The 14,382-nt window shown below is 40.3% G+C and carries 14 protein-coding genes and 1 other annotated feature (1 of these 15 only partly in view); of the genes, 9 read left to right on the top strand and 5 right to left on the bottom strand.

Features of this window, described 5'->3' with window-relative positions:
• Positions 1-109: 109 nt before the first annotated feature.
• The 3 genes from MKZ26_RS07070 to MKZ26_RS07060 form a co-directional block, all read right to left on the bottom strand.
• Positions 110-772, bottom strand: a complete 663-nt coding sequence (locus tag MKZ26_RS07070) for a GntR family transcriptional regulator (protein ID WP_340765343.1) — start codon at positions 770-772, stop codon at positions 110-112.
• Positions 773-850: 78 nt separating this feature from the next.
• Positions 851-1,438: a VanZ family protein gene (locus MKZ26_RS07065; protein ID WP_340765341.1), complete on the bottom strand. Its 588-nt coding sequence runs from the start codon at positions 1,436-1,438 to the stop codon at positions 851-853.
• A gap of 15 nt (positions 1,439-1,453) precedes the next feature.
• Positions 1,454-1,972: a GNAT family N-acetyltransferase gene (locus MKZ26_RS07060; RefSeq protein ID WP_340765339.1), complete on the bottom strand. Its 519-nt coding sequence runs from the start codon at positions 1,970-1,972 to the stop codon at positions 1,454-1,456.
• Between the two features lie 126 nt (positions 1,973-2,098).
• On the opposite strand from MKZ26_RS07060, the gene MKZ26_RS07055 reads away from it, so the two are divergent.
• From MKZ26_RS07055 to MKZ26_RS07030, 6 genes are all read left to right on the top strand, one after another.
• Complete coding sequence (locus tag MKZ26_RS07055; protein WP_340765336.1) at positions 2,099-2,695, top strand: 3D domain-containing protein; 597 nt, start codon at positions 2,099-2,101, stop codon at positions 2,693-2,695.
• Positions 2,696-2,874: 179 nt separating this feature from the next.
• Positions 2,875-3,456, top strand: coding sequence for a 3D domain-containing protein (locus MKZ26_RS07050; RefSeq protein WP_340765334.1), 582 nt, complete (start codon positions 2,875-2,877; stop codon positions 3,454-3,456).
• Between the two features lie 535 nt (positions 3,457-3,991).
• Positions 3,992-5,656 carry a sensor histidine kinase gene (locus tag MKZ26_RS07045; RefSeq protein ID WP_340765332.1) on the top strand — a complete coding sequence of 555 codons (1,665 nt, stop codon included), beginning with the start codon at positions 3,992-3,994 and terminating at the stop codon, positions 5,654-5,656.
• Positions 5,649-6,356 (top strand): response regulator, encoded by a 708-nt coding sequence (locus tag MKZ26_RS07040; protein WP_340765330.1) that lies wholly within the window; start codon positions 5,649-5,651, stop codon positions 6,354-6,356. Before MKZ26_RS07045 ends, MKZ26_RS07040 begins: the two co-directional genes overlap by 8 nt.
• Positions 6,357-6,575: 219 nt before the next feature.
• Entirely contained in the window at positions 6,576-7,913 is a 1,338-nt protein-coding gene (locus tag MKZ26_RS07035; RefSeq protein ID WP_340765328.1) for a CitMHS family transporter, read from the top strand.
• Positions 7,914-8,265: 352 nt separating this feature from the next.
• Complete coding sequence (locus MKZ26_RS07030; RefSeq protein WP_340765326.1) at positions 8,266-8,991, top strand: SDR family NAD(P)-dependent oxidoreductase; 726 nt, start codon at positions 8,266-8,268, stop codon at positions 8,989-8,991.
• 787 nt (positions 8,992-9,778) lie between these two features.
• Here the strand turns inward: MKZ26_RS07030 and MKZ26_RS07025 are convergent.
• Both MKZ26_RS07025 and MKZ26_RS07020 read right to left on the bottom strand, forming a co-directional pair.
• Positions 9,779-10,366, bottom strand: a complete 588-nt coding sequence (locus tag MKZ26_RS07025; RefSeq protein WP_340765324.1) for a tRNA (mnm(5)s(2)U34)-methyltransferase — start codon at positions 10,364-10,366, stop codon at positions 9,779-9,781.
• Positions 10,363-11,322 carry a TIGR01212 family radical SAM protein gene (locus MKZ26_RS07020; RefSeq protein ID WP_067207459.1) on the bottom strand — a complete coding sequence of 320 codons (960 nt, stop codon included), beginning with the start codon at positions 11,320-11,322 and terminating at the stop codon, positions 10,363-10,365. The genes MKZ26_RS07025 and MKZ26_RS07020 overlap by 4 nt, the downstream gene beginning before the upstream one ends.
• A gap of 146 nt (positions 11,323-11,468) precedes the next feature.
• On the opposite strand from MKZ26_RS07020, the gene MKZ26_RS07015 reads away from it, so the two are divergent.
• The 3 genes from MKZ26_RS07015 to MKZ26_RS07005 all read left to right on the top strand — a co-directional run bounded on the left by MKZ26_RS07015 (position 11,469) and on the right by MKZ26_RS07005 (position 14,133).
• Positions 11,469-12,656 carry an MDR family MFS transporter gene (locus MKZ26_RS07015; protein WP_340765321.1) on the top strand — a complete coding sequence of 396 codons (1,188 nt, stop codon included), beginning with the start codon at positions 11,469-11,471 and terminating at the stop codon, positions 12,654-12,656.
• Between the two features lie 112 nt (positions 12,657-12,768).
• Positions 12,769-13,455 (top strand): CoA transferase subunit A, encoded by a 687-nt coding sequence (locus tag MKZ26_RS07010; RefSeq protein ID WP_340765319.1) that lies wholly within the window; start codon positions 12,769-12,771, stop codon positions 13,453-13,455.
• 18 nt (positions 13,456-13,473) lie between these two features.
• Positions 13,474-14,133: a 3-oxoacid CoA-transferase subunit B gene (locus MKZ26_RS07005; RefSeq protein WP_067207467.1), complete on the top strand. Its 660-nt coding sequence runs from the start codon at positions 13,474-13,476 to the stop codon at positions 14,131-14,133.
• Between the two features lie 42 nt (positions 14,134-14,175).
• Positions 14,176-14,382: a binding site (T-box leader), on the top strand; it runs 14 nt beyond the window's last position.

Below are 14,382 nucleotides of genomic sequence, written 5' to 3'. Positions count from 1 at the left end.
AATCGTATAGAGGTCCTTCAATCCAAAGCAATTCAAACATAACTGTACACAAAGCATCTAGTGTTTGATCAAGTTATTTACTGTTTTTGGGGGTTAATCAATACATGTGTTAATTTGATTTGAGAGAATGAAATTCTTCAATCGCACGTAGCCAGTTTCCAGTCATAATTGAGGAAACAGCTATAGGATCCCGTTCTTTCATTGAATTGATAATTTTATCATGCTCATCAATCGATTTTTCAGTTAAGATAATAGAGTTATGGAAGAATAATCTTCTGACATGTGCTTGAAGTGAAGCGACCATAGTTATGATGTATGGATTGTCCGCTGCGTCAACGATAATCTGATGAAACTCTTCGTCGATTTTTAAAGCAGAAAAATAATTTTCAGTATAGACTGCATGGGCAAATATTCTATTCGTACTTTCAAGTAAGGCGATCGTCTCTTCTGTCAGCTTCGGGATTGCAAGTTCGGCGGATAAGGCTTGCAATGCTGCAAGGGGTGGAAGGAGGTCTGTGATAGATTCTTTGTCCACTTCCGTTACTTGCGTCGCCTTCCCAGGATACATTCTCACAAACCCTTGCACTTCAAGCAATTGCAACGATTCACGAATAGGTGTCCTGCTAACCCCGAGCGCCCCGGCAAGTTCTGTATCGTTTAACTTTTCACCTGGATGTAATGTGCCATCTATAATCCATTGCTGGAGTTGGTTAAATGCATTTTCCTTTGCGGAAATTCGAAGTGGCTTCGTATGATCTGTCGGTACCGGCATTTTGAATCACCATCCTGTATTTGTCATTATTGCTCTAGTATACAATAAAGTAAGGTCAGTTGGAAGATATGCAATATATTACGAGTGAATTTTTCTGTTTTTAAAAAGATGGTTTGTCTTCGGAAAGCGTTTTTTCATAACAATGTACACGAAGTAACCAATCATACTACCTAGTGTGTTTAACCATAAATCATCAATATCGCTACTTCTGGCTTGGGACAACTGCGTTATTTCGATAAAAAGAGATATGCTTAACCCAATCAAACAAACTTTCCAAAATCGATTGAATTTGCTCCATAATAAAGGAATCATAAAACCAATGGGCATGAAAATGCATATATTACCTAAAAAATTTATAATAAATGGCTGCCAGAAATTCAATTCCGTAATGGCATAATAATTATCTTGAAAAACCCTGAAAGGAATAAGATTTACATTCGAAAATGAGCGTGTAACGACCGGTCCTGTATAAAGAAACGTCAGGATTGTTTGTGAAAATAACGCCGTCATGAATAATAAAAAGATGACAACACCAATTTCATGGTAGACATGAAGTTTCACGTATCCGCGTATTTTATTGTAAATGATGCGGGTGATGAGGATGATTGGCAAAGCGATGAATAGATAAGGAATCATTTCTGCGATATACCCTAAGATTGTAGTCATTAAATCCACCTTATTTTATGTAATGTCGCGCTTATATTTCAGAGAGATATCTTGATCCTCTTTAGAAGTTCCATATGCAAGTTCTTCATGCTGGAAGATGAATCCGCGAGCCTCATAGAAAGGAATGCCATAATGGTTTCCTTTGGCGACTGAAACCCATTGTTCATTTGCGCCATACGTATATTTCTGTATTTTAGTAAAGAAGTCGAGAAGTCGTGTGCCAATACCCATTCCTCGCATTAAAGGGTCTAAATAAAAGACATATACTTCTCCCGTAGTTTTACTAGTCATTCCGCCGCCAATAGCACCGACGATTTTTCCATTTGACTCAGCAATGAAATAACCGTGCCATTGTTCATTAATAGAGACGATTTCTTGCTCAATACGTTGCACGCTGTAATATTGGTCAATTAGTTTAGTAATATAATCTTTGGAATAAAGCTTGTCGTAGGTAAACCATTGACTCGTTATAAGTATGTCAGTTATGGCCGCGGCATCGTTCCTTGCCGCTCTACGAATAGTAATCGTCTTCATTGCAGACACCTCTTTGCATGTAATAATACACATACTGTTTGTAATGGTAAAGACAGCTTTCTGTAATGTTCCTGTAATAGTCGATTGCTATTATAAGTATAGACTAAATAGCAGGGAGTAGAGTAATTGAGAAAATTATTAATGACCCTCATTCTTACGATTGCATTATTGGTCAGCGGAGCAGATGTAAGCTGGGCAGCATCGCCAAATTACACAGTTAAAAAAGGTGATTCGTTATTCACGATATCTAAGATGCATAACGTATCCATTTCCAAATTAAAATCATGGAACAACTTGAAGTCAAATATAATTCAGCCAAACATGAAGTTGAAAGTCGCTTCTGGGGCAAAAGTAGTTAAAAAAGTGGCAGCACCGAAAAAAGTGGTTAAATCAGTTGCGAAAACACCATCTCGATCCGATTCTGATAATGTTGTCAAAGAATTCACTGTTTCGGCCAGTGCATTTACGGCCAATTGCAATGGATGTTCAGGAGTAACAAAAACAGGTATTAATCTGAAAAGTAACCCGGATGTCAAAGTCATTGCTGTTGACCCAAGTGTCATTAAACTCGGAACTAAGGTATATGTGGAAGGCTACGGATATGCAATCGCCGGTGATACGGGAAGCGCAATCAAAGGAAACAAGATTGATGTATTTTTCCCGACAAAAGAGGCAGCGTATAAATGGGGTCGTAAAAACGTGACGATAAAAATACTGAATTAAATGATAAAGCGCCAACTTTCCGATTGGAGGGTTGGCGCTTTTTATGCGTCGATTTACAGTCAAAGTATGCTCTTAATCTTGCTTGCTCTTTGTAATGAAAAAGACAACTCATTGTAATGTTATTGTCATACAATTTGGGCAAGCTGTCTCCTGAGAATAAAATACAAGGAGACGAGTAAATGAAAAACATACTTTTGACATTAATCCTGACGATTGTCTTATTAATTAGCGGAGCAAATGAGGGTTTCGCCTCATCTGCAACGTATAAAGTCAAAAAAGGCGATACATTATACAAAATCTCTCAAATGCATAATACAACAGTAGCGAAATTGAAGTCGTGGAATAATTTGAAATCGGATCTCATTTTCCCGAATCAAAAACTTAGTATCGGTTCAAACGCTAAGAAATCTAAGAAAGCAACTGATAAGCCCGCATCAAAAGCTGTATCACGGTCAACGTCTACGAATGCCGGCAAAGAATTTACCGTCTCGGCAACTGCATATACAGCTTATTGTAATGGTTGTTCCGGTATCACAAAAACGGGCATAAATTTAAGAGAAAACTCAGATCTAAAAGTGATCGCCGTCGATCCGAATGTTATCAAACTTGGAACGAAAGTACACGTAGAAGGCTACGGATACGCGATTGCAGGTGATACTGGAGGCGCGATTAAAGGAAATAAAATTGATGTTTTTATACCTACGAAGAGTGAGGCCTATAAGTGGGGGCGAAAAAATGTCAAAATAACAATAGTCGAATAATCCCTATCAAAGCTTGCCTGATCGATTAGGCAAGCTTTTTTTATTGTCTAGGAAATCATGAAATCTCGTACTGTGGATAAGTTGTAACGTAGAGATTTTACGTCTAGACTCCAGCGCCTAGCCCCTCGAGCCACTTCTGGCCTGTAGGTAAAGGCAAAGAGCGCTTGTCGGGGCTGCACAAGCGCTTACGCTTTTGTTCTTGAAAGGATAAGTTTTTAGATTTGAAACAGTGTCTAGACTTCAGACGTTAACCACTCTAGTCATAAGTAATCTAGCTATGTGTCAAAGAACGCCACGGCGTGCTTGCAAGGATTCAGGTATGCAGTCATTGCGACACGATGTCGCGAACTTTGACTGCCTTCCCTTTGTCCGACTTATACCTGTCGCGTCTTAAAGGGAGCCTTTCGCTTTTCTTATTGAAGTAAAGGAGTATGAAACATAAAATGTATAATACATATCAGTACATTGCTATTCATAGCCCTGTCTGCTATATTTCGTATTCACCTATTAATCGAACTTTAAGGAGTTTCAAGCAATGATTTATTTCCAAAAAAGTGACATAAAAAATCCCCATATCAAACCAAATGTAACAGTTAATTTGAAATTGAAAATGATTCTTCTCATTGGTATATTAATCATTGCAATCGTCTTGGTAATCGGGGCCTTTATGAATTATTTTATATCTGATATGTTAGAAACACAGATGGGAGATCGGGCGCTTGGTGTTGCTGAAAGTATTGCACATATTCCCGAACTTGCAAATGCATTTGAGGATGATGATCCTGGTGCAATAATCGGCCCGATTATTGCACCAATTCAAGAGATGACTGGTGCTGAGTTTATCGTCATCGGAAATACGGAAGAAATAAGGTATGCGCATCCTATAGCTGATAAAGTCGGGGAAAAAATGGTGGGGGAAGACAACGAGAGGGCATTAGTGCGCGGCGAATCGTACATCTCGAAAGCAATCGGCTCATTAGGTAGCTCATTAAGGGCGAAAGTACCCATTTACCTAGATGAGAACATTGTTGGTGTCGTATCTGTCGGTTTTTTAGCTGATGATATTCAAACTATAATCCACAACTATAATAGTCAGTTATGGATTGTCTTGTTGCTCATTGCAGGAGTTGCAGTTATAGGTGCAATCATCATTGCATCGTATATTAAAAAAGTATTATATGGATTAGAACCAGAGGAAATAACCCATTTGCTGTTTCAAAAAGAAACGATTCTTCAGTCGACGCATGAAGGGATTATTGCATTAAATCAAAATGGAATGATCACGATGATAAATTCTGCTGCACAACATTTATTATTCGATAAACAGATTGCATCAGATTATTACGTTGGTAAAAAAATACAAGAAGTATCTCCAATTGAACATTTATCCGAGTTTTTGAATGACGTAAATGGGCTATCTGATAAGGAAATAGTGATAGGTAATAACATTGTTTTCATAAACACTGTTCCAATCTATTTTGAACAGCTGTTTATCGGAACGGTATCCACTTTTAGGAACAAGACTGAAATTGAGTCGTTAACGAAGGAGCTGACTCGGGTTAAACAATACGCAAATGCGTTAAGGGCCCAAACCCATGAATTCTCAAACAAGCTACATATGATACTAGGCTTACTACAACTGGGAAAGAAAAAGGAAGTTATTGATTATATTCAAAAAGAAAGTAACTTACAAAAAAACTGGATTCGTATATTGATAAGGAAAGTAGCAGATCCGCTAATAAGTGGAATTTTATTAGGGAAATTAAATCAGGCGAATGAATCAGGCGTAGATTTGGTAATTCACCAGGATAGTATATTGGAAAATCAATTATCTGAGAAGAAAAGTGAGGTGTTATTGACAACAATAGGGAACCTAATTGATAACGCAATGGACGCAGTGAAAAAGAATCCTTCCTCAAACCGAAAGATATCGATTTTTTTCACTGATATAGGTGATGATATCATTTTTGAAATAGAGGATTCAGGAGAAGGAATTACTGAAGAGCTAGCTCAAAAGATATTTGAACAAGGATTTACTTCAAAAGAAGGCGCGAATCGTGGTTTCGGGCTTGCTTTGACGAAACAGCTAATAGCCGAAGTGAATGGAGCACTCTATTTAGAAGAAGGAGAGCTGGGTGGAGCTTGCTTTGTTGTTTCCATACCGAAAAATCCACGTGAAGGGACAGAAAGCAATGCGTGAAACAATTCAAGTATTAATAGTAGAAGACGACTTTAGAATTGCTGAAATAAATCGTCAATTCGTCAATCAGGTAGACGGGTTTACTGTCCTGGAAGTAGTTAAAACTGGGGAAGAAGCATTGATTTTATTACGGAACAAAGCGAAGTTGCCACATCTAATTTTATTAGACGTCTATATACCTGATACGGAAGGATTGGGTCTGTTTTGGCAATTACGAAAAGAGTTCACTGAAATTGACGTCATTATGGTGACTGCTGCTAAGGAGGTAACGACCATTGCTGAAACGTTACGTGGCGGGATTTTTGATTACATCGTGAAACCTGCAGATTTCATCCGTTTTGAACAGACGTTGAAACGTTTCAGTAATCAGCACGTCCTTTTGAATTCAAGGGAAGAGCTTGAACAAGATGAAATCGATTGGTTGACAGGTTTGCAAACATCCCAAAAGATTGAAACTGTTGCGATAGGGAAGTTACCGAAAGGAATTGACCAAATTACATTAGATAAAATAAAAGATGTTATACAGGCAACCGATAATTCGGGCGTTACGGCAATGGACGCTGGCAAAAGAGTGGGAGTAAGCCGATCAACCGCGAGACGATATTTGGAATATTTAGTGTCGATTAAAGAAGCAGAAGCGCAACTAAAATATGGAGACATCGGGCGGCCTGAACGAAAATACATACCGTGGACAAAATGAACAAAACACACAGAAAGATCAATAGTGTTTTTACTTAATTAAACTTATTTTTCTAACCTCTTTATGATAAGTTTCTGAGTATAGAAAACTTTGAAAAAGAGAGGGATCACTTTGTCTGTCGAAACAAATTTTCAATCGTTGTGAAATTTGTTGTATCCGCTTACACTATGTGACCTTCCTTTTCATTAGTAAACAGCCGTTTACTAGAAGGAGGAAATTATGCTTAGTATTATTGGTTTATTTACAATACTCATTGTTGTTGTGCTACTTATAAGTGGCAAAGTCTCTCCAATTGTAGGGCTAGTACTGGTTCCGATAGTGGGGGCGTTCAGTGCAGGATTCAACTTCGAACAAATTGGTGAGTTTTTCACAAGTGGAACGCAATCTGTCTTCAGTGTAGCTGTCATGTTCATTTTTGCGATACTGTTTTTCGGAATCATGCAGGATGTAGGGGTATTCGACCCTCTCATTGATAAGATGATATCACTTACTCGTGGAAATGTTATTGCGGTGGCTGTTGGTACTGTCATCATTGCTGCAATCGCTCATTTGGACGGTTCGGGAGCTTCGACGTTCCTAATTACGATACCCGCTTTGCTCCCGTTATATAAAAAGTTAAAGATGAGCCCCTATTTGTTGCTCATGTTAGTCGGGACAAGTGCAAGTGTAATGAATATGGTTCCTTGGGCTGGCCCATTAGGAAGAACCGCGGCAGTGCTTGATATGGATGTCACTGAACTGTGGAGACCACTCATTAAGATTCAAATAATCGGCCTAGTATTATTAGTTGTTTTGGCAGTTTTACTTGGACTTCGTGAAAAACGTCGCATCGCGAAAAACATAATAGCGGATGAAAAATCCATGTCCGTAGATGATTCACCTGAATTGCCGGTAAATGTTAATCAGAGGCAAGATACGGTAGCGGAAAAGTTATTGAGCCGACCAAGGTTTTATTGGGTAAACGTAATATTGGCAATAAGTATAATTGGTATTTTGGTATGGGGCGTAATTCCAGCTGGATTCGCATTTATGATTGGGGTCAGTATTGCTTTACCCATTAACTACCCTAACATCCAAGATCAGATGTCGCGTATAAAAGATCATGCACCGGGTGCAATTCTTATGGCAACAATCATTTTGGCCGCAGGTTCGTTTTTAGGTATTTTAAATGGGACGGATATGTTGAATTCGATTGCAAAAGATCTTGTGACTGTATTGCCAGCATTCATCATTCCGTATTTGCACATCATCATAGGTGTGCTCGGTGTTCCATTCGATTTACTGCTAAGTACGGATGCCTATTATTTCGCATTGCTTCCGATTGTCGATCAGGTTGTAACTGGTTTTGGAGTATCTTCACTCTCTGTCGCTTATGCTATGATCATCGGAAATATCATTGGAACGTTTGTCAGTCCTTTATCGCCGGCTCTATGGCTTGCTCTAGGATTGGCAGGGCTTGAAATGGGCCGTCATATCCGTTATTCATTTATGATGATGTGGGGTTTCAGTGTTGTTTTATTGGCAATCGCTATTGTGATCGGTGTTATTAAAATCTAAATTTAAAATTGAAAAACAATTTTCCTTCGGGGAAGTTGTTTTTTTGTTGTTTGAATAGTTTTCGAAACTGACTGGGTGACTGTGATTCAGTCAATTCGGATGATACAATAAAGAAAAAGATGAGTGGGAGTAGAAGTCTCGGAAATAGATTTCGATATATTTGTGCTCATAAAAAAAATGGAGAAAATCGAGCTGTGCTTTCTGAACGAGTCATTTATCGACGACCGTGAAAATGAGGGACTAATCTCTCAGAATTGAGGGATGCTATCCAATTCATAGAGTAAAGACAGGAGCCGTTAAAAAAGAACGATTTCAAAGCATGGTTGAAATGCATGCAGGAGGGGTGGAATAAATGAACGTCTATATTATTACAGGTGCGTCAAAAGGGATTGGATTTGAACTTGCAAAGCAGCTAGGTAGTGAGGGGCATTTCGTCATCGGAATCGCACGCACGATAAGTAAACTAGACGGTGTAAAATTCATTAGAGCAGATCTTTCTGAAACGGAGAAACTGGAAGCGCTAATGGATGAGATAATCACTGTTTTCCCACGAGAAGCGGTGTCATTCACACTTATTAATAACGCTGGCATGGTTGACCCTATTGGATTAATTGGTGCTATAAATGCAGAAGATATAACAAAAGCAGTAGCATTAAATTTGACGGCACCAATTATTTTATCCAATACATTTATTGGCGCTTTGAAAAACTTCAAAGGAGTGAAGCGAATCGTCAACATCTCATCTGGAGCAGGCCGCAATGCGTATGAAGGATGGGGAGCATATTGCACAACGAAAGCGGGACTTGATCATTTCTCGCGTGTTGTCGCACTTGAGCAGGGGAGCGCGGAACACCCAGTTGACATCGTTTCTATCGCGCCGGGGATTATAGATACTGGAATGCAGGAAACCATTCGAGGGAGTCGAGAAGAGGCATTCCCTCTCCTTGACCGTTTTATAGACTATAAGGAAAAAGGGTTGTTAAGCAGTGCGGAACAAACTGCTAGCCAATTGATTGCATTTATGGAGAATGAAGATTTCAAAACAGTAGCCGCAATTGCTGATTTACGGGATTTTTGACACTGAATTTAGAAGCGATCATATAGCGTTGCGAACCGATCATATAGCCGGATTGCCGATCAAATAGCATTGTTTCCCGATCATATAACTGGATTGCCGATCAAATAGCATTGTTTCCCGATCATATAACTGGATTGCCGATCAAATAGCGTTGCGAACCGATCATATAACTGGATTGCCGATCAAATAGCGTTGCGTCCCGATCATAGTAACTGGTTTGCCGATCAAATAGCGTTGCGAACCAATCATATAACTGGATTGCCGATCAAATAGCGTTGCGTCCCGATCATAAAACTGGATTGCCGATCATATAGCGTTGCGAACCAATCATATAACTGGTTTACCGATCAAATGGCATTGCGTGTCGATCATATAACTGGTTTGCCGATCAAATAGCGTTGCGAACCAATCATATAACTGGATTGCCGATCAAATAACGTTGCGTCCCGATCATATAACTGGATTGCCGATCAAATAGTGTTGCGTCCCGATCATATAATTGGTTTGCCGATCAAATAGCATTGCGTCTCGATCATATAACTGGTTTGCCGATCAAATAGCATTGCGTCCCGATCATATAACTGGATTGCCGATCAAATAGCATTGCGTCCCGATCATAAAACTGGTTTACCGATCAAATAGCGTTGCGAACCAATCATATAACTGGTCTGACCGATCATATAGCATTGTGTCCCAAGCATACAAGCTGTTCAATCAATCAGAAACTAAAAAACAACAGAAAAAAGGTTGCCTCTGATTTTAATTTCAATCGGGCAACCTTTTTTTGTCATTCAACTAGTTTTACTGTTATAAAATCCTTCATCTTTTCCAGTGCTATCAAAAACGGGGGATTATTTCGCTGATTGATCATTTCATAACGAATGACGTGGACATCAGCCTGGTGTAAGTTTTTCACATAAGCCAGAAGTGCATCCCGCTCTTCTCCGCCACCTTCATGTCCATCATAGACAGCAACCGCGATGATACCGCCTTTTTTCAGCAACCCAAGCATTGTATGGATTGCTTTGATTGTAGAGTCGGCTTTTGTAACAATTGACAAATCTTCACTATGCGGCAAGTAACCGAGGTTGAACACCGCGCAGCCAATTTGTCCGCTAACATATTTTTCAACGTTTGCATGACTATCCAATATTAGTGACACGCGTTCACTTAAATTACCGAGTCGTTCGGCTGTTGAGTCGAGTGCTGCCTGTTGAATATCGAATGCTAAAACATGTCCATATTCACCGACGAGATCAGCTAAAAAGAGTGTGTCGTTCCCGTTGCCGGTAGTTGCATCCACAACGGTTTCACCAGCATTGACTGTTTCACTAAATAATTGTCTTGCGAAGGGAAGAATGCGATGTAGCTTCAAATCAATTCTACCGCCCCTGCATAATGTTTCCCTTGCCAGCTGTCACGACGTTCGAGTTCTTTGTCTATGCCATTCAACACTTCCCATTTCGTGACGCTCCACATTGGGCCAATCATTAATTCAATTGGACCATCACCAGTAATGCGGTGGACAATCATTTCTGGTGGAAGAATTTCAAGTTGGTCAGCAACTAGGTCAATGTATTCTTGTTTCTCCAAGAATTCTAGTTGGCCTTTTTCGTATTGTTTCACCATTGGCGTTCCTTTAAGTAGATGAAGAAGATGGATTTTGATGCCTTGAACATCGAGTTTTGCAACTTCACGTGCCGTTTCCATCATCATGTCATAATCCTCAAGCGGTAAGCCGTTGATGATATGTGTGCAGACACGAATACCGTGTTTGCGCAATTTCTCGACACCTTCAACGTAGGATTTGAAATCATGGGCTCTATTGACAAGGTTTGCCGTTTTTTCGTGGACAGTTTGTAGGCCAAGTTCAACCCATAAATAAGTTCGTTCATTCAGCTCAGCTAAATACTCGACAACATCGTCAGGTAAGCAGTCTGGACGAGTTGCGATTGATAATGCAACGACGCCTTCTTGCGCTAATGCCGCTTCGAATTTTTCTTTTAATTTTGGAAGCGGAGCATGCGTATTTGTGTATGCCTGGAAATAGGCCATGTATTTGCCATCTTTCCATTTCTTGTGCATTCTTTCGCTAATTTCTGCAAATTGGACGTCGATTGGATCGACTCGGTCCCCGGCGAAATCTCCAGATCCTGCAACGCTGCAAAATGTACAGCCACCGAAAGCAACAGTGCCGTCCCGGTTCGGGCAATCAAATCCAGCGTCAAGCGCAACTTTCATTACTTTGAATCCGAATTCATCTTTTAAGTGACGTGACCATGTATGATAGCGTTTCCCTTCAGTAGGGAAAGGTAAGTTTAATTTATCCACTTTATTCACTCCTCTAACAGCTAATTGTATCATGTTTTTCCGTACTGGCATCATCTGAATTATGGAACTTATTTTATGGGTCTTGTCTGAATGTAGAAAAAGTCATACACTTTTACTGACTTTATATATGGACGGAGGCGTAGGGTATGCCTAAAAAAGTATGGCTTCTCGTGATTGGAATGTTCATTAATGTCATGGGAAACTCGTTTCTATGGCCGCTAAATACGATTTATATGCACGATTATTTAGGGAAATCGCTTTCTGTCGCTGGACTTGTCTTGATGGCTAATGCAGGAGCTGGTGTCGTGGGCAACTTGCTTGGCGGTTATTTATTTGACCGGATAGGTGGATTTAAGTCTATCATGGCTGGAATCATCATTTCAATCATCGGCCTTGTTGGCCTTGTATTTTGGCATGACTGGCAACCATACATCTGGTTTTTGACGCTTCTAGGTTTCAGTGGGGGTCTTATTTTTCCAAGTATGTATGCGATGATGGCGACGCTTTGGCCGGAGGGCGGCAGGAAAGCTTTTAACTCGATTTACCTGGCCCAAAACGTCGGTGTGGCGATTGGGCCAGCTTTAGCAGGGCTTGTCGCTTCGGTCAGTATTGACTATATTTTCCCAGCGAATTTGGTGTTTTATTTGGTCTTTTTCTTTATCGCTTTCTTCGGTTACCGCAAACTTGAAATTGCGCCTGATCGTCACACAAGTGTCATTAAGGAGAATAAGAAAATTCGTCAAAAAGCACCTTTTTATGCGTTACTTATCATTTCAGGCGGTTATCTGATTATGTGGCTTGTCTATTCCCAGTGGATGACGACAATTTCTACGCACTCATTATCACTTGGTATTTCATTGAAACAATATAGTTTGTTATGGACGATAAATGGATTGCTGATTGTGATTGGACAACCAATCATTAAGCCGGTCATCTCTAGGTTGGAAAATAAAATAAAAACGCAAATAATTATCGGGATTGTTATTTTTAGTATTTCTTATATTGTAGTCAGTTTTGCGGCTTCATTTACAATGTTCATTGTCGCTATGGTGATTGTGACGTTTGGGGAAATGTTTGTCTGGCCGGCTGTGCCGACCATTGCGAGCCAACTTTCTCCTAAAGGAAGGGAAGGCTTTTATCAAGGAATCGTCAATTCCTTTGCGACAATGGGGCGGATGTTTGGGCCATTCATTGGAGGAATTCTTGCAGACCAATATGGTATGCAAGTGATGCTATTCATATTGACAGCATTTATGATCATTCCAATCATCACTAGCTTGCTATACGACCGGCCTATTAAAAAAGCCGGCTATCAACCGGAAAGCCGCTTATAGGCTTTCCGGTTTTTTCTGTGCGCTACTATCATTGCAACATTCGGTAGAGTTTGATTTAATTGAGAAGAAGGATTATTACGTAAGTTTTAAAAGATTCAAAGGGGGATGTAAAATGAAGCCGATTTATTCATCAGCGAAAGAGGCGGTTGCACAGATTGAAGATGGTGCAACATTAATGGTTGGGGGATTTGGACTTGTAGGAATTCCGGAACAACTCATACTAGCACTTGTTGAAAAAGGTATGAAAGACTTAACGGTTATTTCAAATAACTGCGGAGTCGACGAGTGGGGACTTGGACTACTATTGAAAAATAAACAGATTAAGAAAATGATAGGCTCATATGTTGGTGAGAATAAAGAATTCGAACGTCAGGTACTATCAGGTGAAATTGAAGTTGAGTTGACGCCGCAGGGAACACTTGCAGAAAAGATTCGTGCAGGTGGCGCTGGTATACCGGCATTCTTCACGCCGGCTGGTGTTGGAACGCTCGTTGCGGAAGGGAAAGAGATCCGTGTCTATGATGGTAAAGAGTATGTTCTTGAAGAGGCGCTTCGTGCGGACTTCTCACTTATTCGTGCAGCAAAAGCCGACAAGTTCGGCAATTTGATTTACAACAAGACCGCACAAAACTTCAATCCAATGATGGCGGCTGCAGGGAAATTCACAATTGCAGAGGTGGAGGAAATCGTGGAAACGGGCGATCTTGATCCAATGACGATTCATACACCTAGCATTTATGTCCAAGGACTTCTGCAGGCGCAACAAGAAAAACGAATTGAGCGTCTGACGACTCGCTAAGGAAAGGGGAATTGTGATATGGGAGAAGTGAATGTAAGGGAACGAATCGCAAGACGGGCTGAAAAGGAAATCGAGGACGGCAACTACGTCAATCTTGGAATTGGTATGCCAACGCTCGTTGCTAATTATATTTCACCTGAAAAAACAGTCGTACTTCAATCAGAAAATGGATTGTTAGGTATTGGACCTTATCCGGCTGCTGATGAAGTTGATCCGGATCTCATTAACGCGGGAAAAGAAACTGTTACCTCTATTCCAGGTTCAGCATACTTTAACAGTGCTGAATCATTCGCGATGATTCGCGGAGGGCATGTCGATGTTGCCATACTTGGCGCGATGGAAGTGTCTGAAAAAGGGGACTTGGCTAACTGGATGATTCCTGGCAAGATGATCAAAGGAATGGGCGGTGCGATGGATCTTGTTCATGGCGCGCGAAAAATTATCGTTATTATGGATCACGTTGCGAAAGACGGCTCTGCGAAGATTAAGAAAGAATGTTCACTTCCGTTAACAGGAAAAGCGGTCGTCCATAAAATCATTACAGAACGCGCATTGATTGACGTGACAGCCGATGGACTGGAATTGAAAGAAGTGTTCGAAGGATTCACTATTCAAGAAGTCATTGATTCGACAGAAGCGGTGTTAATTGTGAAGGATGTTATTGAAGGCGTAAAATGATTGTTGTTAAAGTGGCATGATTCGGGTAAACTAATAGCAATAGCTTTGGTGTTGAAGAGGAGTAGTAATCTTTACTGTCGTTTATTAGAGAGCAGGCGGTTGGTGGAAGCCTGTACGATAGAGATGAACTCGCCTTGGAGCCTGCATTGGTGAATTATTTGATTTATTAACCCGTGCCGTTTTCCGCGTTAAGGAGTCAAGTTGGGCGGCTTTGTCGTCAATTTGGGTGGCACCGCGGGAATTATACTA

It is taken from the genome of Sporosarcina sp. FSL K6-6792 (genome assembly GCF_038004885.1).
In the GTDB taxonomy this organism is placed as follows: domain Bacteria; phylum Bacillota; class Bacilli; order Bacillales_A; family Planococcaceae; genus Sporosarcina; species Sporosarcina psychrophila.
Note: the sequence above shows the minus strand (reverse complement) of the source record. Positions and strands in the feature narration are given on the sequence as shown.

Excerpts from the sequence above, each read along its gene's own strand:
- MKZ26_RS07070 (WP_340765343.1), bottom strand. The coding sequence starts at position 772 with ATGCCGGTACCGACAGATCATACGAAGCCACTTCGAATTTCCGCAAAG.
- MKZ26_RS07065 (WP_340765341.1), bottom strand. The coding sequence starts at position 1,438 with ATGACTACAATCTTAGGGTATATCGCAGAAATGATTCCTTATCTATTC.
- MKZ26_RS07060 (WP_340765339.1), bottom strand. The coding sequence starts at position 1,972 with ATGAAGACGATTACTATTCGTAGAGCGGCAAGGAACGATGCCGCGGCC.
- MKZ26_RS07050 (WP_340765334.1), top strand. The coding sequence starts at position 2,875 with ATGAAAAACATACTTTTGACATTAATCCTGACGATTGTCTTATTAATT.
- MKZ26_RS07045 (WP_340765332.1), top strand. The coding sequence starts at position 3,992 with ATGATTTATTTCCAAAAAAGTGACATAAAAAATCCCCATATCAAACCA.
- MKZ26_RS07040 (WP_340765330.1), top strand. The coding sequence starts at position 5,649 with ATGCGTGAAACAATTCAAGTATTAATAGTAGAAGACGACTTTAGAATT.
- MKZ26_RS07035 (WP_340765328.1), top strand. The coding sequence starts at position 6,576 with ATGCTTAGTATTATTGGTTTATTTACAATACTCATTGTTGTTGTGCTA.
- MKZ26_RS07030 (WP_340765326.1), top strand. The coding sequence starts at position 8,266 with ATGAACGTCTATATTATTACAGGTGCGTCAAAAGGGATTGGATTTGAA.
- MKZ26_RS07015 (WP_340765321.1), top strand. The coding sequence starts at position 11,469 with ATGCCTAAAAAAGTATGGCTTCTCGTGATTGGAATGTTCATTAATGTC.
- MKZ26_RS07010 (WP_340765319.1), top strand. The coding sequence starts at position 12,769 with ATGAAGCCGATTTATTCATCAGCGAAAGAGGCGGTTGCACAGATTGAA.
- MKZ26_RS07005 (WP_067207467.1), top strand. The coding sequence starts at position 13,474 with ATGGGAGAAGTGAATGTAAGGGAACGAATCGCAAGACGGGCTGAAAAG.